Origin of the sequence: Mycobacterium spongiae (assembly GCF_018278905.1) — a bacterium.
Lineage (GTDB): Bacteria > Actinomycetota > Actinomycetes > Mycobacteriales > Mycobacteriaceae > Mycobacterium > Mycobacterium spongiae.
On the sequence record NZ_CP046600.1, the window covers coordinates 146186 to 166788 of the forward strand.

The 20603-nt window shown below is 64.9% G+C and carries 27 protein-coding genes; 8 read left to right on the forward strand and 19 right to left on the reverse strand.

The features are described from left to right. Positions 1 to 24 precede the first annotated feature (24 nt). Positions 25 to 1059, reverse strand: a complete 1035-nt coding sequence (locus tag F6B93_RS00570) for a CobW family GTP-binding protein (RefSeq protein ID WP_211697170.1) — start codon at positions 1057 to 1059, stop codon at positions 25 to 27. Positions 1060 to 1121: 62 nt separating this feature from the next. On the opposite strand from F6B93_RS00570, the gene F6B93_RS00575 reads away from it, so the two are divergent. Next, entirely contained in the window at positions 1122 to 2033 is a 912-nt protein-coding gene (locus F6B93_RS00575; protein ID WP_211697171.1) for a phosphatase PAP2 family protein, read from the forward strand. A gap of 76 nt (positions 2034 to 2109) precedes the next feature. Here the strand turns inward: F6B93_RS00575 and F6B93_RS00580 are convergent, their stop codons facing one another. Genes F6B93_RS00580 through rpmB form a run of 5 tightly spaced genes read right to left on the reverse strand, consistent with a single transcriptional unit; the run spans position 2110 to position 3542 of the window. Beyond that, the gene (locus F6B93_RS00580) at positions 2110 to 2499 is read right to left on the reverse strand and encodes a hypothetical protein (RefSeq protein ID WP_211697172.1); all 390 of its coding nucleotides are present in this window, start codon (positions 2497 to 2499) and stop codon (positions 2110 to 2112) included. 29 nt (positions 2500 to 2528) lie between these two features. Next, the gene (gene rpsR / locus F6B93_RS00585) at positions 2529 to 2834 is read right to left on the reverse strand and encodes a 30S ribosomal protein S18 (protein ID WP_211697173.1); all 306 of its coding nucleotides are present in this window, start codon (positions 2832 to 2834) and stop codon (positions 2529 to 2531) included. Beyond that, a complete protein-coding gene (gene rpsN, locus F6B93_RS00590) occupies positions 2835 to 3140 on the reverse strand; it encodes a 30S ribosomal protein S14 (RefSeq protein ID WP_211697174.1) in 306 nt (101 codons plus the stop codon). A gap of 1 nt (position 3141) precedes the next feature. After that, entirely contained in the window at positions 3142 to 3306 is a 165-nt protein-coding gene (gene rpmG / locus F6B93_RS00595) for a 50S ribosomal protein L33 (protein ID WP_211697175.1), read from the reverse strand. Further along, on the reverse strand, positions 3306 to 3542 hold the full coding sequence (rpmB, locus tag F6B93_RS00600; RefSeq protein WP_211697176.1) for a 50S ribosomal protein L28: 237 nt from the start codon (positions 3540 to 3542) through the stop codon (positions 3306 to 3308). Before rpmB ends, rpmG begins: the two co-directional genes overlap by 1 nt. 111 nt (positions 3543 to 3653) lie before the next feature. On the opposite strand from rpmB, the gene mrf reads away from it, so the two are divergent. Continuing rightward, entirely contained in the window at positions 3654 to 4853 is a 1200-nt protein-coding gene (mrf, locus tag F6B93_RS00605; protein WP_211697177.1) for a ribosome hibernation factor-recruiting GTPase MRF, read from the forward strand. Beyond that, positions 4850 to 5113 carry a type B 50S ribosomal protein L31 gene (locus F6B93_RS00610; RefSeq protein WP_211697178.1) on the forward strand — a complete coding sequence of 88 codons (264 nt, stop codon included), beginning with the start codon at positions 4850 to 4852 and terminating at the stop codon, positions 5111 to 5113. The genes mrf and F6B93_RS00610 overlap by 4 nt, the downstream gene beginning before the upstream one ends. 62 nt (positions 5114 to 5175) lie before the next feature. Here F6B93_RS00610 and F6B93_RS00615 read toward each other — a convergent pair whose 3' ends face one another. Then, positions 5176 to 6390, reverse strand: a complete 1215-nt coding sequence (locus tag F6B93_RS00615; protein ID WP_211699188.1) for a low temperature requirement protein A — start codon at positions 6388 to 6390, stop codon at positions 5176 to 5178. Between the two features lie 266 nt (positions 6391 to 6656). Between F6B93_RS00615 and F6B93_RS00620 the strand changes: the two genes are divergently transcribed. The 3 genes from F6B93_RS00620 to F6B93_RS00630 all read left to right on the forward strand — a co-directional run bounded on the left by F6B93_RS00620 (position 6657) and on the right by F6B93_RS00630 (position 8812). Then, positions 6657 to 7241: a TetR/AcrR family transcriptional regulator gene (locus tag F6B93_RS00620; RefSeq protein WP_211697179.1), complete on the forward strand. Its 585-nt coding sequence runs from the start codon at positions 6657 to 6659 to the stop codon at positions 7239 to 7241. Between the two features lie 63 nt (positions 7242 to 7304). After that, positions 7305 to 7868: a carboxymuconolactone decarboxylase family protein gene (locus F6B93_RS00625; RefSeq protein ID WP_211697180.1), complete on the forward strand. Its 564-nt coding sequence runs from the start codon at positions 7305 to 7307 to the stop codon at positions 7866 to 7868. Positions 7869 to 7999: 131 nt separating this feature from the next. Continuing rightward, a complete protein-coding gene (locus F6B93_RS00630; protein WP_211697181.1) occupies positions 8000 to 8812 on the forward strand; it encodes an SDR family NAD(P)-dependent oxidoreductase in 813 nt (270 codons plus the stop codon). Between the two features lie 53 nt (positions 8813 to 8865). On the opposite strand, the gene F6B93_RS00635 is transcribed toward F6B93_RS00630, so the two are convergent. Continuing rightward, positions 8866 to 9297: a hypothetical protein gene (locus F6B93_RS00635; protein ID WP_211697182.1), complete on the reverse strand. Its 432-nt coding sequence runs from the start codon at positions 9295 to 9297 to the stop codon at positions 8866 to 8868. A 227-nt stretch (positions 9298 to 9524) separates the two neighbouring features. On the opposite strand from F6B93_RS00635, the gene F6B93_RS00640 reads away from it, so the two are divergent. Continuing rightward, positions 9525 to 10355: an LLM class F420-dependent oxidoreductase gene (locus F6B93_RS00640; protein ID WP_211697183.1), complete on the forward strand. Its 831-nt coding sequence runs from the start codon at positions 9525 to 9527 to the stop codon at positions 10353 to 10355. Positions 10356 to 10383: 28 nt separating this feature from the next. Here F6B93_RS00640 and F6B93_RS00645 read toward each other — a convergent pair whose 3' ends face one another. The 4 genes from F6B93_RS00645 to F6B93_RS00660 are packed head-to-tail and all read right to left on the reverse strand — an operon-like array spanning position 10384 to position 14483. Next, complete coding sequence (locus F6B93_RS00645; RefSeq protein WP_211697184.1) at positions 10384 to 10863, reverse strand: hypothetical protein; 480 nt, start codon at positions 10861 to 10863, stop codon at positions 10384 to 10386. Next, entirely contained in the window at positions 10853 to 12532 is a 1680-nt protein-coding gene (locus F6B93_RS00650) for an AMP-binding protein (RefSeq protein ID WP_211697185.1), read from the reverse strand. The genes F6B93_RS00645 and F6B93_RS00650 overlap by 11 nt, the downstream gene beginning before the upstream one ends. After that, entirely contained in the window at positions 12529 to 13794 is a 1266-nt protein-coding gene (locus F6B93_RS00655) for a cytochrome P450 (protein WP_211697186.1), read from the reverse strand. Before F6B93_RS00655 ends, F6B93_RS00650 begins: the two co-directional genes overlap by 4 nt. Before the next feature lie 29 nt (positions 13795 to 13823). Then, positions 13824 to 14483, reverse strand: coding sequence for a TetR/AcrR family transcriptional regulator (locus F6B93_RS00660; protein WP_211697187.1), 660 nt, complete (start codon positions 14481 to 14483; stop codon positions 13824 to 13826). Positions 14484 to 14687: 204 nt separating this feature from the next. Here F6B93_RS00660 and F6B93_RS00665 point away from each other — a divergent pair, with 204 nt between their 5' ends. Then, positions 14688 to 15479, forward strand: coding sequence for a phosphatidylethanolamine N-methyltransferase family domain-containing protein (locus F6B93_RS00665; RefSeq protein WP_211697188.1), 792 nt, complete (start codon positions 14688 to 14690; stop codon positions 15477 to 15479). A gap of 33 nt (positions 15480 to 15512) precedes the next feature. Here F6B93_RS00665 and F6B93_RS00670 read toward each other — a convergent pair whose 3' ends face one another. From F6B93_RS00670 to F6B93_RS00700, 7 genes are read right to left on the reverse strand one after another with little or no spacing between them, the layout of a single operon-like run. Further along, a complete protein-coding gene (locus tag F6B93_RS00670) occupies positions 15513 to 15896 on the reverse strand; it encodes a VOC family protein (protein ID WP_211697189.1) in 384 nt (127 codons plus the stop codon). Between the two features lie 12 nt (positions 15897 to 15908). Then, the gene (locus F6B93_RS00675) at positions 15909 to 16295 is read right to left on the reverse strand and encodes a VOC family protein (protein ID WP_211697190.1); all 387 of its coding nucleotides are present in this window, start codon (positions 16293 to 16295) and stop codon (positions 15909 to 15911) included. A gap of 50 nt (positions 16296 to 16345) precedes the next feature. Further along, positions 16346 to 16966: a DUF2867 domain-containing protein gene (locus F6B93_RS00680; protein ID WP_211697191.1), complete on the reverse strand. Its 621-nt coding sequence runs from the start codon at positions 16964 to 16966 to the stop codon at positions 16346 to 16348. Positions 16967 to 16969: 3 nt separating this feature from the next. Continuing rightward, on the reverse strand, positions 16970 to 17827 hold the full coding sequence (locus F6B93_RS00685) for an SDR family oxidoreductase (RefSeq protein WP_211697192.1): 858 nt from the start codon (positions 17825 to 17827) through the stop codon (positions 16970 to 16972). A gap of 53 nt (positions 17828 to 17880) precedes the next feature. Next, positions 17881 to 18504: an HXXEE domain-containing protein gene (locus F6B93_RS00690; RefSeq protein ID WP_211697193.1), complete on the reverse strand. Its 624-nt coding sequence runs from the start codon at positions 18502 to 18504 to the stop codon at positions 17881 to 17883. Further along, positions 18501 to 19172 carry a TetR/AcrR family transcriptional regulator gene (locus tag F6B93_RS00695; protein ID WP_211697194.1) on the reverse strand — a complete coding sequence of 224 codons (672 nt, stop codon included), beginning with the start codon at positions 19170 to 19172 and terminating at the stop codon, positions 18501 to 18503. Before F6B93_RS00695 ends, F6B93_RS00690 begins: the two co-directional genes overlap by 4 nt. After that, positions 19169 to 20497 (reverse strand): NAD(P)/FAD-dependent oxidoreductase, encoded by a 1329-nt coding sequence (locus F6B93_RS00700; protein ID WP_211697195.1) that lies wholly within the window; start codon positions 20495 to 20497, stop codon positions 19169 to 19171. The genes F6B93_RS00695 and F6B93_RS00700 overlap by 4 nt, the downstream gene beginning before the upstream one ends. Positions 20498 to 20603: the final 106 nt, after the last annotated feature.

Below are 20603 nucleotides of genomic sequence, written 5' to 3' on the forward strand. Positions count from 1 at the left end.
CGCGGAATGTCTCGCACCCAGCGCCTAGATGCTGAGTTGCCGCAGCCGCTGCAGCCGTCGCATCCCGGCGGCAGCCACCTTCTGGGAGAACGGGCTCAGCGCCCCTTCGATGCTCGCGCGGACGTCGTCGATGTCGAAACCGGTGCCGATCGCGACCAGGTGGCTGGCGCGCGTCCCCGCAGGCGCGGTCCGAACGTGCACGGATGTGCCGACGACGTTGACGAGGTAGTGACGTGTGCCGACCGCGACGGTCCCCTTCATCCGGTAGACGCCCGGCGGCGGCTGCTCGAGCAGGTCGACGAGCACCCCGGGGTCGACGGCGCCGTTGCCGACGACGGTTACCGACTGCGCATGCACGTGACCATGGTGGTCGTCGTGGGCGCTGAACGCTTCCTCGACCAATAGTTCCCGAAACGACATCTGGCCGGTCGCGCCGCCGTCGTCGGTGACGTCGTAGAGCAGCCGGGGGTCCACGCGTCCGGCCACCGCGCCCACCACATGAGCGTCCGGATTGTGGTCGCGGACGCGGGTTGTGATCCGACGAAGCGCATCGTCGCGCTTGTCGTCGGCGATCCGGTCCAGCTTGTTGACGACGACGAGGGACGCCGCGCCGTAGCGTGCAGGTGCGGCAGCCGCTGTGTCGACGGTGTTGAAGTGCTCGACGGCGTCGATGACGTCGACAACACCGCCGTGGCGAATCCGGGCGACGCCGCTGAACCGGATGATTCGCGATACCGCTACCGGTTCGGCGACCCCGCTGGCCTCGATGATGATCGCGTCGAGCCCAAGCTTGGGGTCGGCCAGCTTCTCCAACGCCTTGTCGAGCGCGCCGTCGTCAGGCAGATGGCAGATGCATCCGCCCGCGATGGACACCGGTTCATCGACCTGGCCGGTGACCAGGCTGGCGTCGACGTTGAGTTCGCCAAAGTCGTTGATGACAACCCCGATTCGCGCTCCGGGGGCTCGGAGCACATGGTTCAGCAGCGTCGTTTTGCCGGCCCCAAGGTAGCCGGTGAGGGCGATGACGGGGATGGCAGCGGACGGGTGGCGATCGGCCATCGGACCATTCTCTCCTTGATGCGGGTACGGGTTGATCGCGAGTCGGTGGTATCGCTGGTTGGATGGACGGTGTGGGAGGTGCCTCGGCTCTCGGGTCCGCGCGGTTTGGCCTGATCGGCATCGGCGTCGTTGCCCTGCTTGTCGCGCTGATGGTGGTTTCTGTCTGGGTGGTACGGCATCCGCTGCGCGGACGACGAGTCGCCTGTATCGACGACCTGTTAGATCTCCTCCCGGCCCGTCCGGATGCGCCGACGTCGCGGTTGCGGGTCGGGCTTGGGACACGCGGCGTTGCCCTGGCCCTAGGGTTGGCTGGGCTGGCGGTGGTGGTGGTGCTGGCCGTCGGGTTCACCGCTTTGCTCGACAGTGTTCTTGAGGGTGAGGGTCTTGCTGAATTCGACGATCCCGCCGCGCACTGGCTGGCCGGGCATCGCGAGTTGTGGCTGACACAGGTTCTGCTGGTGGTGACCCGGATGGGCAACAGCGATGCGCAGGCGGCGTGGATCGTACTGGTGTGCGTCGTGGCTGCGGTGCGGGCCAGGTCGTGCTTCCCGGTGCTGGTCGGGATGGCCGGTGGCGGCGGGATCTGGCTGGTGATTGTGATCGCCAAGGTGTTGGTCGGTCGGCAGCGACCGGCGCTGCCCTACGCCGTGATTTCCGTTCACGGCTTTTCGTTTCCGTCGGGTCATGCCACTGGGGCGGCCGCGGTCGGGATGTTGTGCGCGTGGATGCTGTGCCGGTGGGTGGTGCGACGGTGGGCACTGCAGGTGTTGGTGTGGGCGGTGACGATCGCGATGATTGCACTCATCGGGTTCTCGCGGCCCTATCTTGGGGTGCATTTCATTACCGATGTGTTGGCCGGCTGGCTTCTTGGCGCCGCCTGGGCCGCAGCAGTGATCGTGCTGGCATCGTCGTGGCTACGTGTGCAGCCGTCCGAGACGAGTGGCCAACTGCAAGGGCCCGAGGGAGTCGGTTGACTGCGTGGGCGACCACCCAGTGGCCTTTCCGGTGTCGCCGTTCCAGTGTCTGATGGCACTGACACGACAGCTCAGCTCAATTGGTCACGATGGTGCGTCGGGTCGCGGGGAGGGTGAGCCGCAGGCGGTCCGGCAGGTGGTCGGTCTCCCAGCGGCCTCGCTCCAACCAAGCGCAGACGAGCTGTAGGTCGTCGAGGGTGTCGATCGCCCCGATCCATCGCGCAGGTCCGTGCGCAACGCGGTCGGCTGAGCAGGGCTGCAACAGCAATACCGCGCTGCCGCCCTGCTGACGGGCCAGGCAGGTGAATTCTCCGAGCAGGCAGCCGGCAGCGACGAGCATCCCGTGAGGGGTGCGGCGCACCGTGGCCTGTAGCTGTTGGAGCACTACTGACCCGAGGTTCGACTGGCACGTCGTGCAGAGCACCACAGTGAACGGGCGGGTGGTGGCGCGGTGTGAACGGGGCATCTTCGGATGTCAACGAGGACCAGCGGATGTCAACGAGGACCCATCGACCCGTGGGCGCTCAGTGCTGCGCGTCCCCGGCGGCCCTGCCCCGGGTAGGGCAGCAGCGCCATCTCGCGCGCGTTCTTGATCGCCTCGGAGACCTTGCGCTGTTGCTGCACTGTCAGGCCGGTGACGCTTCTGGACCGAATCTTGCCTCGGTCAGAGATGAACACCCGCAGTGTTGTCGTGTCTTTGTAGTCGACGCGGTCGACGCCGAGGCTGTCGAGCATGTTTTTCTTCGCCTGCTTGACTTTGGGTGCGTTGACCCGGCGGTTACGCGCGGATTTGCCGGCCATCTACCAGCTCGCTTTCCGGACACCGGGCAGTTGCCCGTCGTGGGCTAGTTGGCGGACCCGAACACGGGAGAGCCCGAATTTGCGGAGGTGTCCGCGCGGCCGACCGTCGACCACGTCGCGGTTGCGTAGCCGCGTGGGACTGGCGTCGCGGGGCTGGCGTGCGAGGGCTTGCTGGGCGGTGGTGCGCTGTTCGGGGGTGCTGGATGGGGAGCGGATGATTTCTTTGAGTTCGGCGCGACGCTCGGCATAGCGGGCGACGGTGGCCGCGCGCTGCTGATTCTTGACAATCTTGGACCTCTTGGCCACGTCAGCGTTCCTCTCGAAAGTCCACATGGCGCCGCAGCACCGGGTCGTATTTGCGCAGGACGAGGCGGTCGGGGTCATTGCGTCGGTTCTTGCGGGTCGTGTAGGTGTAGCCGGTGCCCGCCGTGGACCGCAGCTTCACGATCGGCCGGATGTCGGTGCTTGCCATCAGATCTTCTGGCCTTGGCGACGCAGCCGGGCCACGACGGCTTCGATGCCGTCGCGGTCAATGACCTTCATTCCCTTCGTGGACACCTGCAACCGAACGCGACGGCCCTCCGAGGGCAGGTAGTACGTTCGTTGCTGAATGTTGGGCGACCACCGCCGACGGCTCCGGCGATGAGAGTGCGACACGGTGTTTCCGAATCCCGGCTTGCGGCCGGTGACTTGGCAGTGGGCAGACAAGGGACGTCCTTTCCCGAAACTCGTCCTATTGAAAATCGTTTTCGACAACGGCTGGGTGGCACTGTACCGTCGACACCGCACTAATGAAAATCGTTGTCGATAAGGAGGGCGATGCGCACCCCGGTGATCCTCGTGGCTGGACAAGAGGGCACCGCCGCCACGACGGCTGAACTACTGCGCCGACCAGGGACGTTGGTGATCGAGCACCGTCTCGATGGTCATGTCGTCTGTCGCCGCATGAGCATGGTGCGAAACGGCGCCGTGACCATAGCCGAGGTGGCGTTGGAGCTGGCACACGGATGTGCGTCGTGCACCATCCGCAACGACCTTCTGGTGCTGCTGCGCAAGGTGCATCAACGGTCCGACGTCGACCGTGTCGTCGTGCACCTGGCGGAGTGGGCGGAACCTGAACCGATCTGCTGGGCGATCCGGCACGTCCGCGTCGGGCCCGGCCCAGGCTTCGACGAGGGGCCCGCCGCACGCGACGTCGTGGTCACCGCGGTTGTCGCCTGCGTCGACGCCATGGTGTGGCTGCCGCAGGCGCTCGGCGATGAGGAACTGGTCGATGGGCGCACGGTGGCGCAAGTGGTGGTCGCCCAGGCCGAGTTCGCCGACGTGCTTGTCTGTGGCCTGCCGGCTAAGGACCTGCTCGAGGTGTTGCATCGGCTCAATCCGTCGGCCCGTGTGGTCGCCAACGCGGACGCGGTCCCCGACGCTCTGTACCGGTTGCCTGCTGCTGACCGGCGGGGTGACAGCGACCACCCCCACCGCCCGTTGCTGGCGGGGCAACCGCCGCTCGAGGCGGCCGGAAGGGTGCGGTTGGTCGAGTTTCACGTCCGCCGCCCGTTTCATCCCGAACGGCTCCACGATGCGGTGGACGTCTTGCTCGAGGGTGTGGTTCGCGCCCGTGGCCGGCTGTGGCTGGCCAGCAATGACCAGCAGGTGATGTGGCTGGAATCAGCGGGCGGAGGCTTGCGGGTCAGCTCTGCCGGGCCATGGTTGGCGGCAATGAGCGCCTCCGAGCTGGCCTACGCCGACACCGAACGCCGGGTGCTAGCCGATGCGTTCTGGGACGACCGCGACGGCGATCGACACAGCTCGATCGTGGTGTTGGCGTGTGGCGCCGACCCGGAGACGATTCGCGACACGCTGCGCGGCGCGCTGCTCACCGATGAGGAGATGCGGCGCCGCGACCGATGGCCGAACCTGCATGACCCCTTCGGTCAGTGGCATGAGGATCCGTGCAGCGAACCCATTCCTGCCCCCAGCGTCACCGCCGAGAACAACGACAACGACGGAGAGCACCGATGAAACCCAGCATCCATCCTGACTATCACCCAGTCGTCTTCCAAGACGCCAACACCGGTACCGCGTTTCTGACCCGCTCCACGGCAACGAGCGATCGGACCATCGAATGGGACACACCCACGGGGCCCCGAACGTATCCGCTCATCATCGTCGAGATCAGTTCCGAGTCGCACCCCGTGTGGACAGGCAAGCGGCGCATCGTTGACAGCGCCGGACAAGTCGAAAAGTTCAACCGGCGCTACGGTCGCCGGCGCAACCCGTGATCTGCGCGGGCTGGCCAGTCGTGACCATCAAGCAGCACAACGGCGTAACGACTGCGCTCACCTCAGGTGTCGTGGCCTAGTTTGCGGGTCGCTTCGGCGGCTCGTCGGTGATGGCCGGCTACTTCGGACCCGACCACGCTGACCACCGGCGCGAGCATGATGATCAGCAAACAGAATCGAATCGGCAGGCCGGCCGCTGCGAGCAGCACCGAGGCGGCCAGTACGGTGGTGGCCAGCGAGACGAGCAGCGCATATGACCCATCCCAGGCATGAACCAACAATGTGTACGTGAAGTACACGGCCACAAGAAAGACAGCCACCGGCACCGCAATGGACAACACGGTGCTCGATGGTGAGATCCGCGAGTCGTGTTCGATATAGAAAGCGCCAGTGTGCAGGCCAGCGCCGGTGGCCACAATGGCACCGAAGACAACGATGTTCACGTAGCCGAGAGCAAAAGACTGCTCCCGATACCGATGAAGCAGATTGGCGATGGGCGTGGCGTTGTACATCCACCACATGCCGAAGGTCAGACCGGTGCCGGCAACCGCCACCAGGACCGCGTCGAGGGTGAAGCCCTGATCTTCGACCACGGCCGACAGCGACGCGACCGTGCCGATCATCCCCTCACCCAGCGCAATGATGATGAACTGGGTGTACCGCTCCGCGATATGGTGCGCATGCCAGGGGGTGCCCCCCTTGTGTCGTTCAGCGATCCACGGCCCGGTGACCTCGACGAGAAGCAGTGCCGCAGAGAACACTAATGTCATCGCCACCGAGGTGCGCGCCAGCGTTACCGCGATCCATCCCACCTGCGCGACGATGATGGTGACGGCATAGGTCAGGCACGCCGGGCGTCGGTCGGGGTCCTGCTTGGCAGCACGCAACCATTGACCCGCCAAGGTGAGCCGCATGAGAACGTATCCGGCCATCATGACGAGATCGTCGACATGTCCGCCCTTTTCGAGGGAGGCGAACATCCGCAACAGGCCGAACGCCAGGATGATCGCGCCAACCATCTGCAACATGGTGGCAAGTCGGTACGCCCAATCGTCGGTGTCGTACGCCGACGCGAACCAGGTGAAGGTGATCCACGCCCACGCGATGGTGAGAATGGCGAAGACAAAACCGAATAGCCCCGGGCCGGCATGGTTCTCGGAGACCGCATGCGCGAACTCGTTGGCGGCGATCGCCGCCGCGACGACAAACGTCAGGTCGAAAAGCAACTCCAGCGATGTCGCGACACGGTGCTGCTCACGTGGGTCGCGTCCGGACATCCGTCGCAATCGGGGGCCATGCGCCCCGGCCTGCTCCACATCGGTCACGCCCAAACTCCTCACGCGTCTCGGCGATCGCGCCTCCCGAGAAATCCTGTGCGATCGAGTATTCGATGCGGGCCGCTCCGACATCGCCCGCTAGGCCATCCCGGACGATAGCACCGAATCAATCGTCTGCGAGGGGACCGCTGACCACGAAGTGAGCCCATTTGTGGGCCACCCGCGAGGGTATTGACCGATCGGTACAGACTCGCTATGGTGTGGACATGCCCTGGGACAAGTCGTTCTCCATCGACACGGTGCTCGACCGTGCCGGCGACGTATTCCTTGAGCACGGCTACGAGGCGACGACGATGACGATGCTGCTAGCGCGGATGGGGATCCAAAAGGGCAGCTTCTATGCCACGTTCACCAGTAAGCGAGACGTTTTCGTTGAGGTGCTCAAACGCTATATCGCGAACGCCGGCACCGTGATGGCCGACCAAACTCGGGGCCGACCCCCGCTGGAAGCGCTGGTAGACCAGATGCAAACCTCGGCAACGTGGTGCTCGGGCCGTGTGGCGGCTCTTGGGTGCATGCTGGTCAACACGGCGATCGAGCTGGGCCCCCGCGACCCGGAAATACAAGAACTGGTGCACCGTGCCCTCGAGGCCCAGGCCCAGTCCTTCACAGAGCTCGTCGAGCAAGCACAGGCTAGCGGGGCGCTCAGTGCCGATCTCGACGCGGCCTCGACGGCTCAAATGCTGGTCAGTGTGCGACTTGGTCTGCGCGTCATGGGGCGCGCGGGGATGACACCCGACGTGGCCCGGTCGGCTGTCGCCAGCACCTTGGAGGTGCTCGAGCTCGCCTGAATTTTTTTTGCCCAGTGTGTACCGATCGGTACACACTAGATCACAACCAAGGAAGGTAACATCATGTCCGATTTCCCCACCCACACAATCGAATCCGCGCCGGAGGCGGCAACGCCACTGCTCCAGGCAGCCAAGAAGGCCTACGGGTTCGTGCCCAATCTGCTTGCGGGGATGGCCGAGGCGCCAGCGATCCTCGAGGGCTACATGACGCTGTCGCGGATCTTCAACAAAGCGGATCTGACCGACACCGAGCGTCAGATCATCCTGATGACCAACAACCGGCTCAATCACTGCGTCTACTGCATGGCCGCCCACACCTCGATCTCCCAAGGCGCGGGGGTCCCGGCAGACGTGATCGAGTCGCTGCGCTCTGGGACGCCGATCGCCGACGCCAAGCTGGAGGCGCTGCGAAACTTCGCCGCCGTGATCAACGAAACCCGCGGTTGGCCTACGCCTGACGACGTTGAGGAGTTCCTAGCAGCGGGCTACACCCGCCAGACCGTCTTGGAGGTCATCCTCGGTACGGGCTTGAAGGTATTGAGCAACTACACCAACCACGTTGCCGAGACCCAGGTCGACACGGCGTTCGCCGTCAACGCCTGGACTCCGGAAATGGCCCGAGCGTAGCCCAGGCGCGGGACGTATCCCGTTGGTGACCTTTCCATCGTGCTGGCCATCGTGCTGGCCATCGTGGCCGGCGCCTCGACTGACCTACCAAATATCCGCGCGACCTCCCTGACCGAAAGGACGTTGACATCATGGCGAAATCTGTTCTTATCACTGGTGCTACCGATGGCCTCGGATTGGCCACAGCCAGACGGCTAGTGGAGGCCGGCCACCACGTGCTGCTGCACGGACGCAATCCAAGCAAGCTGGCCGACGCGACGAACTCGGTCTCGTCGGCGTCGGGCGATGCGCGGGTGAGTGGATATCTGGCCGATCTGTCACGCATGACGGAAGTCGAGGCGCTGGCCAAGGAGGTGACCGACAAGCACACCAACCTGGATGTGCTGATCAACAACGCCGGTGTCTACAGTGCAGGTGACCTGACGACAGCGGACGGGCTTGACGTGCGTTTCGCTGTCAATACCATCGCGCCCTACGCGCTGACACAACGGCTCCTGCCGCTGATCGGACCGTCCGGGCGAGTTATCAACTTGTCTTCGGCGGCGCAGGCACCCGTCGATCTCCACGCACTGGCCGGACGCGTCAAGCTATCCGGAGATGGTGCAGCCTACGCGCAAAGCAAACTGGCGCTCACGATGTGGTCTCGGGTACTAGGTCTTCGGTTCAAAGATGAGGGTCCAGCGATCATCGCCGTCAATCCAGGCTCAATGCTCGGCACCAAGATGGTCAAGAACGCATTCGGCGTCGCCGGCGCTGATATCGGCATCGGCGCGGAAATCCTGACGCGCGCAGCGCTGGCAGATGACTTCGCAGCAGCATCCGGCCAATATTTCGACAACGACGAGGGCCGATTTTCCTCGCCGCACGACGATGCGCTTGATCCCGAAAAATCCGAGCAGACTGTGCGTGCGATCGAGGCAGTTCTGGCTGACCTGCAGACGTAGGACTTGGAGGTAGACTGTTCGGTCAGCAGGCAGTCGGCTCTACGGCCGCCCCGTCATTGGTTGTCCGAACAGCCAACCTCGCCCTCGACCACGCCGGGGTCCGCTCCGCCGTCTACCGGAGGCCACATTGTCAACGTGTAGTTGCCCGCGTAGCGCGAGTCGTCGCTAGGCAGCTGGGAGGTCTCGATAATCAGCTCGACTGAGGCGAAGGGGTTTTCGCCCTGCGTCTCGCGATAGATCAGCAGCTTGAGATCGTTGCCCTGCCACCATTGCTGCAGGAGATCGGAGCTGCGGAGCCTGAACTCCCGCAGGGACTTGCTGGTGCGTGCATCCTTCGACTGGAACTCGCCGCTCACCGTATGAATGCTGGGAATCGAGCGCCCATAGGAGCCCGTGAAGTCGAGCTCGAGGTTGTTGTCATCGATGCGGCAGTCGAATCCACCGGTGGCCGAAGCCGTAGCCGGCCCGAGGACGACGCCGACCACGACTACCGATGCGGTAATGGCACATATCGTTGTCAGTCTGCCTAGCATGTCTTTCACTCCCGTTGAGCTTGTCTGCACTACCGCTACCGCCTCGATGGCCGGGGTGACGAGTTTGTCCGATGGGCACCATTGTCGCTCCCGGGGCCAAGACTCCTGCTGTCGGCGCGGGAATAGCCTGGTCTGCGCCAGCGTTGGAACGCAGCTGAGTCGACAGATAGGAGTCGCGGATGAGGTTCGGGATTTCCACGTTCGTCAACGACGACACGATCGACCCGGTCTCGCTGGCGCGTGCGATCGAGGAACGCGGTTTCACCTCACTGGCCGTCGCTGAACACACGCACATTCCCGCCAGCCGGGAGTCGCCCTACCCGCTCGGCGGCGAGTTGCCGGCGGTGTACTACCGAACCTTGGACCCGTTTGTCACGCTCGCCGCGGCGGCAGCCGTCACGTCCACAATCGAACTTTTCACCGGAATCGCACTGCTGATCCAGCGCGACCCGATCACTACCGCGAAAGAAGCCGCGAGCATCGATCTCATCTCCGGCGGCCGGTTCGTGTTCGGCGTGGGCGCTGGCTGGAACATTGAGGAGTTGCGCGACCACGGCACTGACCCGAAGACGCGCGGTGCCCTGCTCGACGAGCGGATCGAAGCGATCAAGGCCCTGTGGACGGCCGAACCCGCTGAGTACCACGGCAAGTACGTCGATTTCGATTTGTCGTACAGTCGGCCCAAGCCGGTCCGGCAGCCGCATCCGCCCATCTTCATCGGTGGCGACTCCAACGCCACCGTCAAGCGCGTGATTCGGCACGACGCCGGATGGATATCCAACCCGCTGCCCGTGGCGGCACTGAACAAGCGCATCGATCAGATGCGCGCCGGCGCCGGCGGCGACGTCCCGCTCGCGATGTTCGGCACGCCCGGCAACCTTGAGTACTGGCGTGCCGCAGAAGAACTGGGTTTCGATCAGTTGGGATTGTTCCTGCCCACCCTGCCGCGCGACGAATCACTGAGACAGCTCGACGAATACGCTGACCTGGTGGATCGCTATCGGGGCTAGCGCCACGGTGGTACCGTCGCAGCTTCCGTTACGCGGGAGCCTGCTCGGCGTAGAAATCAGCGACCAGCGAGTCGATCGTGATCTCGGCGACGACCTGCATCGTCGCGTCATAGATCTCGTAGAGAAGATGACTCGGTGAGTCCGGGCGGGCACCGAAATAGACCACGCCACCCTCGGCACCCCCGCGTTCGAGGTGAGGCTTCTGGTCATTTCCCGTTAGCGCGTAGTCACCGGCGCGGCGAAAGCGGTGATTGGTAGTCGAACCATCGGACTCGACGTCCCACAGATGCTGTTCACCTTCCAGGACGATCACGCTGGTGACCGCGGCGTGGCGGTGTATCGGACAGTGCCCGCCGTCGCCTTGCCAGCGCACGATCATGTCGAGCGTTGCGGCTTCGCGGTCGTAGCCCAGAATTGTGTAATCGTGGTGAATCTTGTGGGTGGACCCGGGCCGCCCGGTGACCTCCTTCCACCGGAAGCGCGATGCATCGAAAGTGCTATTGATCATTGTGGATCTCCTCTCGGTCGTCGGCGCTGAGGAGGCGCTTGACGACCTTGCCAGTCGGGTTACGAGGCAGTTGCTCGACAAATATCACGTCGCGCGGAACCTTGAACCGCGCCAGCCGGTCTCGGACATAATCTCTGACGTCCTGCTCCGATAGGCGGGCATCGTGGCGGAGTGCGACGAAGCTGCGCAGCCGCTGCCCGTATTGGCCGTCGGGCACGCCGACGACGGCCGCCTCCCGGATCTGGGGATGGGCGCTGAGCGTCTCCTCTACTTCGGCGGGGAAGACGTTCTCGGCCCCCGACACGATCATGTCGTCGTCGCGGCCATCGACAAAAAGTCTTCCAGCGGAGTCGAAGTGGCCGACATCACCGCTGGAGAGCAGCCCGCCGATGCTCTCCTTCGCTGCGCCATCTGTATAGCCGTCGAACTGAATTCCGTTGCCGACGAAGATCCGTCCCCGCTGCCCGATCGGCACCTCGAGACCGGCGTCTCCCAATAGCTTGACGATCGTGCCGGGCACTGGCCGCCCAACACAACCGGGTTCGTCTGTCAGGTCCGTTGGCGTTGCGATGGTGGCGTAGGCGACCTCGGTGGATCCGTACATGTTGTAGAGCACCGGCCCGAAAGCATCCATGGCTTCGCGGCACAGCGTCGCCCCCAGCGCGGAGCCCGCCACGAAGACGATCCGAAGCGCCGAGAGGTCGAGTCCCGATCGGGAAGTGGGCCCCAGATCAAGGATTCGCCGCAACATGACCGGGACCGCGATCATCGCCGTGGCCCGTTGCGCACCAAGACTGTCCAGCGTTTGCCGTGCATCGAATCGGCGCCTCAGCACCAGCGATGAGCCCAACAGCAATCCCAGCATCACGTGGCCAAAGCCGAGCGCGTGGAACAACGGAACGCAGCATTCGGTCACCTCGCGGGCACGAAACGGCACGCGGCTGAGTAGGCTGCCGGCGGGGAACAACGATCGTGACTCAGCTCGCGGCGCTCCCTTCGGCGTTCCGGTCGTACCGCTTGTCAGGATGACCAGCTTGGCGTGGTCGGCGGGCGGTGGAGGTGGTGACGAATCACCGTCCCCGACAGCCGTCTCCAGGCTGTCGGGCACCGTGTGCTCGCTGAACGCGGTCGTGCATCCCAGTCGGAGCGTCACATCGGAGGCGAGATGGGCGAATTCGTCGTCGTGGACGAGCAGGTCCGCGCCTTCCCGGGCAAGGACGTCACGTATCTGTGGGGCGCCAAAGTCGGTATTCAGCAATACGATCCGGGCGCCGCACTTGGCCGCGGCGAACAGCGCGTCCAGAAAGCCGCGATGATTGCGGGCGAGGATCGCCACCCCGTCGCCGGCGCGTAGACCCCGCTTGTGCCAGGTGTTGGCTACCGCGTTGGAGCGGTCCTCCAGCTCGGCGAAGCTCAGCGCGCCACGCTCATCGACTACTGCGGTGCGGTCACGGTGGAGTGCCGCAGCCATGGTGACCGCCGCTCCCAGGGGTCCGTAGTTGCGCATCGACCGGGACACCGCGACAAGGCGCTGCGGCGGTAGCGGTTTCAGCGCACCGGTGCGGGCCACCTGCCACAGCGCCCACAGTTCCTCGCGCGTCCGCGAGGCCACCGCCGCAGGCCGTTTCGTGGCCGCAGCGCGGGAGCCCCCACGGAGCTGCGGGGTCATTCGGCCGCAGGGCACGGAGTCGGGGACCCGCCGGTGTAGTCGACCTGCCAGTGTTTGATGCCGTTGAGCCAACCCGACCGCAGCCGTTGCGGTGGCGACAACGGGCTCAGGTTAGGCATGTGGTCCGCGATCGCGTTGAAGATCAGGTTTATTGTCATACGCGCCAGGTTCGCGCCAATGCAGTAATGCGCCCCGGTACCGCCGAAACCCACCTGGGGATTGGGATTTCGCAAAACGTTGAACGACTGCGGGTCCTCGAAAACGTCTTCATCAAAGTTGGCGGAACGGTAGAACAGCACAACGCGCTGGCCCTTCTTGATCGCGACGCCGCCAACCTCGGTGTCCTCGAGCGCGGTGCGCTGAAACGCCGTGATCGGAGTTGCCCAGCGGACGATCTCGTCGGCCGCGGTCTCGGGCCGCAGCCGCCGATACAGATCCCACTGTTCAGGAAAGTCGTTGAACGCCATCATGCCCTGGGTTATCGAGTGACGAGTTGTCTCGTTTCCGGCCACGGCCAGTGTCAGCACAAAGAAGCCGAATTCTGCGTCCGACAACTTCTCTCCGTCAATGTCTGCCTGCAGCAGTGTGGTGACGATGTCGTCACCGGGGTTCTTCGTCCTGATGTCCGCCATCTCCATCGCGTAGGCCAGCACCTGCATCGACGATGCTTGACCGTCGATGTCCCCGTATTCGGGGTCTTCGCTGCCGGTCATCTCGTCGGCCCAGCGGAACAGCTTCGCGCGGTCCTCCAACGGCACATCGAGCAGTCCCGCGATGGCCTGCAACGGTAGCTCGCGCGACACCTGCTCGACGAAGTCGCCGAAGCCGTGCGTTGCAGCGGCCCTGACGATGGCCTGCGCACGTTCGTTGAGTTCGGCACGCATGCGTCCGACCGCGCGTGGTGTGAAAGCGCGGGAGATGATCTTGCGCAGCCGGGTGTGGTGGGGGGCATCGATGTTGAGGATCGATGCACGAGCCATGTCGATATGCGCCCGTTCTACGTGATCGGGATACCGGGGGATCGCGGTGTTCTCGTAGGTCGAAAAGATGTCACTACGCAGCGATATCTCCTTGACCTCCTGGTGCTTGGTCACCACCCAGAACCCCCCGTCGTTGAATCCGCCTTTGCCGACGGGCTGCTCGTTCCACCAGATCGGTTGCGTTCGGCGAAGTTCGGCGAGTTCGGCGACGGGGATACGCTCCGCGTAGATATCGGGATCGGTGAAATCGAAACCGGCAGGCAGGTTGGGACATAACGCCATGGCTGCTCCTCTTGTCGGGCGCACTGCTCTCACTCACTCGGATCTGCTGGCTCTAGCGGGCCGTGGTGGTCGGAGAAAAGGGACCCGCGCAGCAGTGCTTTGGCGGCATGCAGCGCACTGTGATACTCGCGCAGTGGGAGAACAGCGGCCTGCTCGGTGAGTCCGCGCGCCAGGGCGTAGATCGCGTTCACCGCGCCGTCGGCGCCAATACGTTCGTCGAGGGCTCCCTGCCGGCATGCGTCGTCGACGATGTCGGCGATGATGTCGCGTAGCACCGCGAAGTCGGCCTGACCGGGTTGCGACTTGCGTACGAAGGCAGCGCTTTCGGCCCGGATCGCGCGCTCGAAGGAGGCCAGGTAGGGATACTCGCGCATCAGCTGATCCGATGCGTCGAGCACGGCGTCGAGCCGGCTGGCCACGTCGCCGTCCCGGGCGCCGGCGGCGCGCAACCGGGGCAACGCGATGTTCTCGATCTCGGCGACCGCCGCCGTCAGCAACTCTGCCTTGGTGGGAAAGTAGTGATAGAGGCTGGCGCTGGTCATGCCCGCGGCTTTAGCGATCTCGCGGATGCTGGCCTGGGAGTAGCCAACTTCGGCGACGCAGCGCATCGTTGCGGTCAGGATCCGCTGGCGCGTTTGCTCGTTGTTGGCGCCGACCGGGCGGCCCAGCTGTGTCGATGTCACGCTCATGTCCGCCCGCCTGCGATTGTCGTCGAGTAGAAACGTGGGCCGTTAATCAATCGATCATTTGATTAAATCATACCCGGGGGCCGGACCGTGCCGCCATGCCACCGACCAACCTCGCTGACTTCGAGGGGGGAGACGGTGTTCTATTGTGGCGAGCCACATTGGTCAGCATGTTCATCCAGGCCAGGCGTTCGTGGAAGGAGCTCGATGAACTGGTACACCGGCAACACCACCTACGACACTGTCTTGACGATCGCCCTGGGCATCGCGGCATTGGTGATCATCGGCGGCTTGTTCATGCAGAGTCCGTACGGCCGATTCGGCGCCACGGCCCGCGGGGTGAACCTGAATCCGAAGCTGGGCTGGTGGCTGATGGAGATCCCGGCAACTGTGGTGTTCGCGATCTTCTACCTGACCGGGCCGCGTCGATTCGACGCCGTCCCGCTAGTCCTTGCGGCTATCTGGCTGCTGCACTACGGCAATCGGGGCTGGTTCTTCCCGCTGTCGATCAGACAGGTGCCGGGCAAACGCAGCAGCTTCAACATCTCGGTGCTTGCCGCCGGCATGGTGATCACCTCGATGCACGGCTACCTCAATGGCGCCTTCTTCAGCCACGACTACAAGCACCAGTACGGCACCGATTGGCTGACTGACCCACGCTTTCTCGTCGGACTGATCGTCTACCTCGGCGGGTTCATCCTGCTGGTCTCCTCGGAGTCAATCGTGCGCAATCTGCGCGACAAGAACAACCCGGGCAGCACCGAGTACAAGATCCCGTACGGCGGCGGGTTCCGGTTCGTCACTAGCCCGGCCTACCTGGGGGAGCTGATCGCGTGGGCCGGGTTCGCTCTGCTGACCTGGTCGCTGGCAGGGGTGGTGATCTTCGCGATCACGGCGGGCAATCTGGTCCCGCGGGCGTTCGCCACTCAAAGGTGGTATCGCGAGAAGTTCCCGGAATACCCTGCCGAGCGCAAAGCCCTGATCCCCGGAGTCATCTGATCCGACCGCTCTGTCTCAAGACTCGGCACCGAACTACCCAACAGACTCAACGCGCCACGGTGGGAAACGGCGATCCTGGCCGGCGTGATAGAGGCAGAGCGCGTTACCTGATGGGTCGCGAAATCGCGCTTCTCGCCAACGCCAGTTTTCGTCTTGCGGCGCGCTATCGAAGGTAACGCCCGCAGCGCACAGTGCCGTATAGCGAGCGTCGACGTCATCACATTCGAAATAGATTGTCGGACCGTTTGTCGTGGGTGTCGTCGACAGATGGAGCGATAACGTCGTCGACCCCGACGGCAACTCGAAACGAGCGTACTCACCGCGCGATGAGACGATCAGCTTCAGTCCGAGCAGTCGATAGAACGCGACAGCCTCGTCGAAGTCCGTCACATTCAGCGTCACCTGGTTGAGGTCCACTGCATCGCCTGCCTAGCCTGCCGATCCGCTGCCATACGGACGGGTGATGATTTCGAGTAGATGCCCGTTTGGGTCCTCAAAATAGACTCCGCGGCCGCCATCGTTGTGGTTGATCTCCCCGACCTTGGTTTGGCCAGGGTCTGCCCAGTAGGAGAGTCCTCGACCGCGGATCCGTCCGAAGATCTCGTCGAATTCGGCCTCGGTGATCAAGAACGCGTAGTGCTGAGCGACGATGTCGTCTGTCTGCATGAAGTCGAGCGAGACCTGGTTGGCTGACTCCACAATCACAAAGGGACCAAATCTCGTCGGTTCGGGTAGCCCGAGTATCTCGGCAAGAAACCGCGCGGATGCTTCGGGGTCTCGGGCCGCCACGATCGTATGGTTCAGCTGCACAGGCATATCCGATCCTCCTTGGTTCTCGAATTGATTATCGGGCTCGTGTGGGTCAATCACATATGCGTCTGGCGATGTCCGGGTCTCGGGTCGACGGGGGCAGCCAGCGTGGCTCGCCACTGCCGCTCGATTTCTGCCAGCATGCGCGGGTAGACGATGAGGTGGCGAAAAGGCTTGATTGCGGCCAGGTACCCGCGACCGAGCAGCCCATGTGGTTTGACCAGAACTGCCAACTGGCCGCGATAGACGCCGGTCTCGTGGGGAACCCAGCCGAGGTGGAGGACCGCGTGGACGGTGCGGTTGACCGTTTCGGCGGCCCACTCGTTGTTCGTGAGATACAGCGCAACGAACGGTGCCGTGGGCGTGGGGCCGGAGGGTTTGTCGAGCAGGTCTGCCGGCACTCGGTCGCGCAGTGGGAGCACGTTGGTGCCGCTAGTGCCGCCGGTGTCGTCCCAGCCAAGGAGCTCGCCCAGCTTGAGGCGGATCGCGAACAACACACGCACCACCTGCGAGGAACTCTTGGTCGCATCGAAAGCTGTCCACAGCCGCACCAGCTGCGGGAAGTCTTGTGGTCCAGCGGGGGTCGGGATTGCCCACACGTCCAGGAGCGTGAAGTCCGGTGCGATGTCATGGATGCGCCAGGGCCGCGACGTGTGTGCCGTATCGGGCAGCCGCATTCGTCAACCTCCTTGTAGAGCAGTGCCGGCCAGGGCGTGGTAGTGGTCGGCGAGATGGCAGTTGCCGTGGCGGGGCGCGACCATGTCGCGGCCGAGCACCGTCAACAAGAATTCGACCGGACCGTAGATCGTCTGCGGCGTGGTCCGGCGGAGCACCCACGGTGCCGCCCGCCGGATGATGTCCGGCAGGTGCGTCACAACGGGCTGGGAATCGAGCGCGGCGAACGCCAGCGCGGCGATCTCGTTGTAGGTCAGCACGTCCGGGCCACCGACTGCAATGACGTCGCCGGGGCGGTTGAGTGCGTCAACGCACACCTCGGCGAGGTCCGAGCCGTGGATCGGGTTGATCCGCGCCTGCCCGTCGCCGAACAGCCAGACCCGCCCGCGGCGCGCCATCGTCAGGAACGCGGTCATGTCGGAATAGAACCCGGTCGGCCGGACTACACAGCCGGAGATCGGCGAGCGCGCGAGGTCATCAACGAACTGCTCCTTGGCGTCGCAGCCGCGTAGGAACCGCAGTCGGTCGCCGTCGAGCACGCTGACGTAGACGAACGACCGCAGACCGGCGTTGCGGGCGGCGTCGAGCAGGTTGCGGTTGGCGCGGTAGTCGACGTCCCGGTAGGCCAGCCCGTCACGCTGCCGGGTGATGCCGACCGACGAGATCACCGCGTCGGCTCCCTCGCACACACCAGCGAGCGTGGCGGGGTCGGTGACCTGCGCCTGGACGACTTCGTTCGCCGGGATGGCGCGCTGCCTCGCCACGGCAGGGTCGCGGCATATCAGCCGGCACCAGTGCCCTCGTCGTGCGAGCTCGTGGGCGATGTGGGACCCGAGGTAGCCGGTGCCGCCGGCGAGCACCACTCGCCGCGGGCTCGTGCGGTTGCCGTGCTGTGCCGCTGTCATGGGACTCGTCCTCACCCGCGGGCGCTGGCAGCAACCCGCCGGACCTGCGCGAAGAACACCGCTGTCACGACGAACCCGGCCACGACCGCGGCGGCGAGCTCAACGAGGCTCGCCGCGCCGGTGTACCAGTAGAACCCGAAGACGTAGGTCACCCCGGGTAGGTAGACCAGCGCGCTGGTGATCATCCCGGGTGAGTAGCGGCCGTGAACGATCGCGTCGAGCAGGTGGAAGAACGCGTTGATCCCGAACACCGCCGCGATCGTCAGCATCAGTACGAGCACCCGATCACCGACGAGCAGGATGACGCCGATATTGACCAGTGCCGCGACCGCGTCGGTCCAGAGCGCCATCCGCGCGGTCAGCGGGCACGTCGGGTCGGCGCTATTCATCGGCCCAGTGTTGAACCAGTGAAGAAACCCGCCCGGCCACACGTATTCCTCGATCGTATGGAGTCCGGCCATGGGTATCAGCAACAGGTACACCCAGTGGCCGTCGGAGAACCGAGCCGGCTCGACCGCAAACAGGATGAGGACGACCGCACCGATCGTCGCGCCCAGCCCGTTGACGAGTTTGGCCCGTTTCAGGTGAGCCTGGTGAGCGGCCCACGGTTCGTATGTTGTGGAGACTGCAGTCATGGTGTGACCTCCTTTGCGTCGGGCTGCACTGTGTGTGGAGGTATGGGCGCGGCCAGCGCCCGTTGCCACATGGGCTCGACCAGATCGTGCATCTGTCTGGTCATTGCGACGACATCGCCGCCGCCGGCGGCCCAGACCCGTCCCACCGCGCCGATCCCGTGGACCAGCGCGCCCGCGCCGACCGCCGCAGCCAGGTCGGTGCGCGGGTCGGCGTCGCGCTCGGCAGCCAGGAGCCGGGTGATGGCATCGGTCCACTCGGCGGTGGCGAGCCCGGCGCGCGACCGCAGCGCCGAACTCTCCTTCGATACTCGCCGGCCGGCCTGCACGTGGACCGGGTCCTGGGCCAGGTGCTCGGCGACGGCGATGCCGGCCCGGCGCACAGCGTCGAAGAGCGACTCGTCGCATCGGCGCGTCGCGACGGTCGAGGAGAAGACTTCCAGCCACCGCCGTGGGCCTTCGAACAGCACGTCTTCCTTGAGTGGGAAGTACCGATATACCGTGCGCCGCGACACGCCGGCCGCATCGGCGATCTCATCCATCGTGGTTGCTTCGTAGCCGTTGGCCACAAACAGATCGATCGCGGTTCGGTAGATCTCGTCGCGGGTCTGTATCCGCAGCCGGTCACGCAGACTTGCAGACTGTTGGCTGCGGTCGGGCGCCGTGGTCACGAGGCCACCATCCTTGAGCGGCCCCGTTCGACACGATCCGGCCGGTCGTCGGCACGCGCCACGAGCCAGCCGCGCAGCGGCCTCGTTCCCAGGACAATGCCCTGCAGCCACGCCGTGAATGCATCGGAGCGCTCAGGTCTGCCGTCGGCGAGCAACGTGGCGGCGCTAGTGGTGTTGGGGTAGATGAAGTGTCTGTTGATCCACCGCTTGACCCGTTTGCCGTCCGCACCCGCCGCGATGATGTGGTTGCGGTCCCAGCCGCGGGTCACCAGCGCACCCCACTCGCCGAGATCAAGACACGTGATGTAGCCGGGCTGGCGGTATGGCCGCGGCTGCTGACCGCAGAGCAGCGCGGCAGCGTTGTGGCCGGCGATCTTGCCCTGGGGTATGGCGTGTTGACACGACATCACGGCGGCCCGTCCCGGTGACGTGGCCGCAGCGGCAACGTCACCCGCTGCGAACAGCTGCTCGACGCCGGCTACGGATAGACATTCGTCGACAGGCAGGCGCCCGTGCGCATCTGGCTGGATGCCTACCTCGTCACCGACCTGGTGCGTGAGTGCACTGGCGCGCTGACCACCGGCCCACACCACGGTCTGCGCTGCCACAGTCGACCCGTCCGACAGGGTGGCCAAGTGCCGATCGACCCGGCTGACTGAGGTGCCGGGGCGGGCTTCGACACCGTCGCACCGGAGCGCGTCGGCGATTGCTGCCCGCGCCCGCGGGCCGAAGCCCGGCGCCACCGTCGATTCGCGCTCGACGAGCACCACGCGCACGTCGTCGGCCCATCCGACCGTGCGGCGGCGAGCCCGCAATCGGGCAGCCAGCTCAGTGGCCACCTCCAGGCCGGTAAAACCGCCACCGACCACGACCGCTGTCCACTGTCCCGGCCCCTTGCCCTCCCCCTCCGCGGTGAGGGTGTCGAGATGGCGCCGCAGCCGCGCGGCCTCGTCAAAGGAGTCGACCCCAAACGGTCGGGTATCCCATGGCGGTTCGATCGCGCTGCTGCCAGGCGCGAGCACTGCGGCGTCATAGCGCATCACTCGTTGGTCTCCGTCCACGATCAGCCGGAGCGTCCGTTGTGCGGTGTCCAGGTCGGTCACCGTACCGACCACGAGGCGCACCCCCACCGGCGTCAGGACACCATCGAGGGGCACTCGTGCCGTGTCGATGTCTTCCTCGTACAACCGTGGCCGAACTGTCAGGTGCCGATCGCGGGTAACCAGCTCAATCGCCACGCTGCGGTGGCCGGCGGTCTGGCGCGCGGCGCTCAACGCCGCATACACCCCGGCAAAGCCGCCACCGATGATCACGAGCCTGCGCATCCGCCGCCTCCGTATCGCTTGCATGTTGACACAATGTGTCATTAAGGCATAGCGTAACTAATCGGATCGAAGTGTCAAGTTTTGGAGGTGAGGTGGATCTCCACAT

Coding starts and splice junctions, on each gene's coding strand:
- F6B93_RS00665 (WP_211697188.1), top strand. CDS start 14,688: ATGAACTGGTACACCGGCAACACCACCTACGACACTGTCTTGACGATC.
- F6B93_RS00570 (WP_211697170.1), bottom strand. CDS start 1,059: ATGGCCGATCGCCACCCGTCCGCTGCCATCCCCGTCATCGCCCTCACC.
- mrf (WP_211697177.1), top strand. CDS start 3,654: ATGCGCACCCCGGTGATCCTCGTGGCTGGACAAGAGGGCACCGCCGCC.
- rpmG (WP_211697175.1), bottom strand. CDS start 3,306: ATGGCAAGCACCGACATCCGGCCGATCGTGAAGCTGCGGTCCACGGCG.
- F6B93_RS00645 (WP_211697184.1), bottom strand. CDS start 10,863: ATGATCAATAGCACTTTCGATGCATCGCGCTTCCGGTGGAAGGAGGTC.
- rpsR (WP_211697173.1), bottom strand. CDS start 2,834: ATGGCCGGCAAATCCGCGCGTAACCGCCGGGTCAACGCACCCAAAGTC.
- F6B93_RS00680 (WP_211697191.1), bottom strand. CDS start 16,966: ATGCGGCTGCCCGATACGGCACACACGTCGCGGCCCTGGCGCATCCAT.
- F6B93_RS00700 (WP_211697195.1), bottom strand. CDS start 20,497: ATGCGCAGGCTCGTGATCATCGGTGGCGGCTTTGCCGGGGTGTATGCG.
- F6B93_RS00615 (WP_211699188.1), bottom strand. CDS start 6,390: ATGTCCGGACGCGACCCACGTGAGCAGCACCGTGTCGCGACATCGCTG.
- F6B93_RS00620 (WP_211697179.1), top strand. CDS start 6,657: ATGCCCTGGGACAAGTCGTTCTCCATCGACACGGTGCTCGACCGTGCC.
- F6B93_RS00650 (WP_211697185.1), bottom strand. CDS start 12,532: ATGACCCCGCAGCTCCGTGGGGGCTCCCGCGCTGCGGCCACGAAACGG.
- F6B93_RS00640 (WP_211697183.1), top strand. CDS start 9,525: ATGAGGTTCGGGATTTCCACGTTCGTCAACGACGACACGATCGACCCG.
- F6B93_RS00580 (WP_211697172.1), bottom strand. CDS start 2,499: ATGCCCCGTTCACACCGCGCCACCACCCGCCCGTTCACTGTGGTGCTC.
- F6B93_RS00675 (WP_211697190.1), bottom strand. CDS start 16,295: ATGCCTGTGCAGCTGAACCATACGATCGTGGCGGCCCGAGACCCCGAA.
- F6B93_RS00575 (WP_211697171.1), top strand. CDS start 1,122: ATGGACGGTGTGGGAGGTGCCTCGGCTCTCGGGTCCGCGCGGTTTGGC.
- F6B93_RS00660 (WP_211697187.1), bottom strand. CDS start 14,483: ATGAGCGTGACATCGACACAGCTGGGCCGCCCGGTCGGCGCCAACAAC.
- F6B93_RS00610 (WP_211697178.1), top strand. CDS start 4,850: ATGAAACCCAGCATCCATCCTGACTATCACCCAGTCGTCTTCCAAGAC.
- F6B93_RS00690 (WP_211697193.1), bottom strand. CDS start 18,504: ATGACTGCAGTCTCCACAACATACGAACCGTGGGCCGCTCACCAGGCT.
- F6B93_RS00655 (WP_211697186.1), bottom strand. CDS start 13,794: ATGGCGTTATGTCCCAACCTGCCTGCCGGTTTCGATTTCACCGATCCC.
- F6B93_RS00630 (WP_211697181.1), top strand. CDS start 8,000: ATGGCGAAATCTGTTCTTATCACTGGTGCTACCGATGGCCTCGGATTG.
- F6B93_RS00625 (WP_211697180.1), top strand. CDS start 7,305: ATGTCCGATTTCCCCACCCACACAATCGAATCCGCGCCGGAGGCGGCA.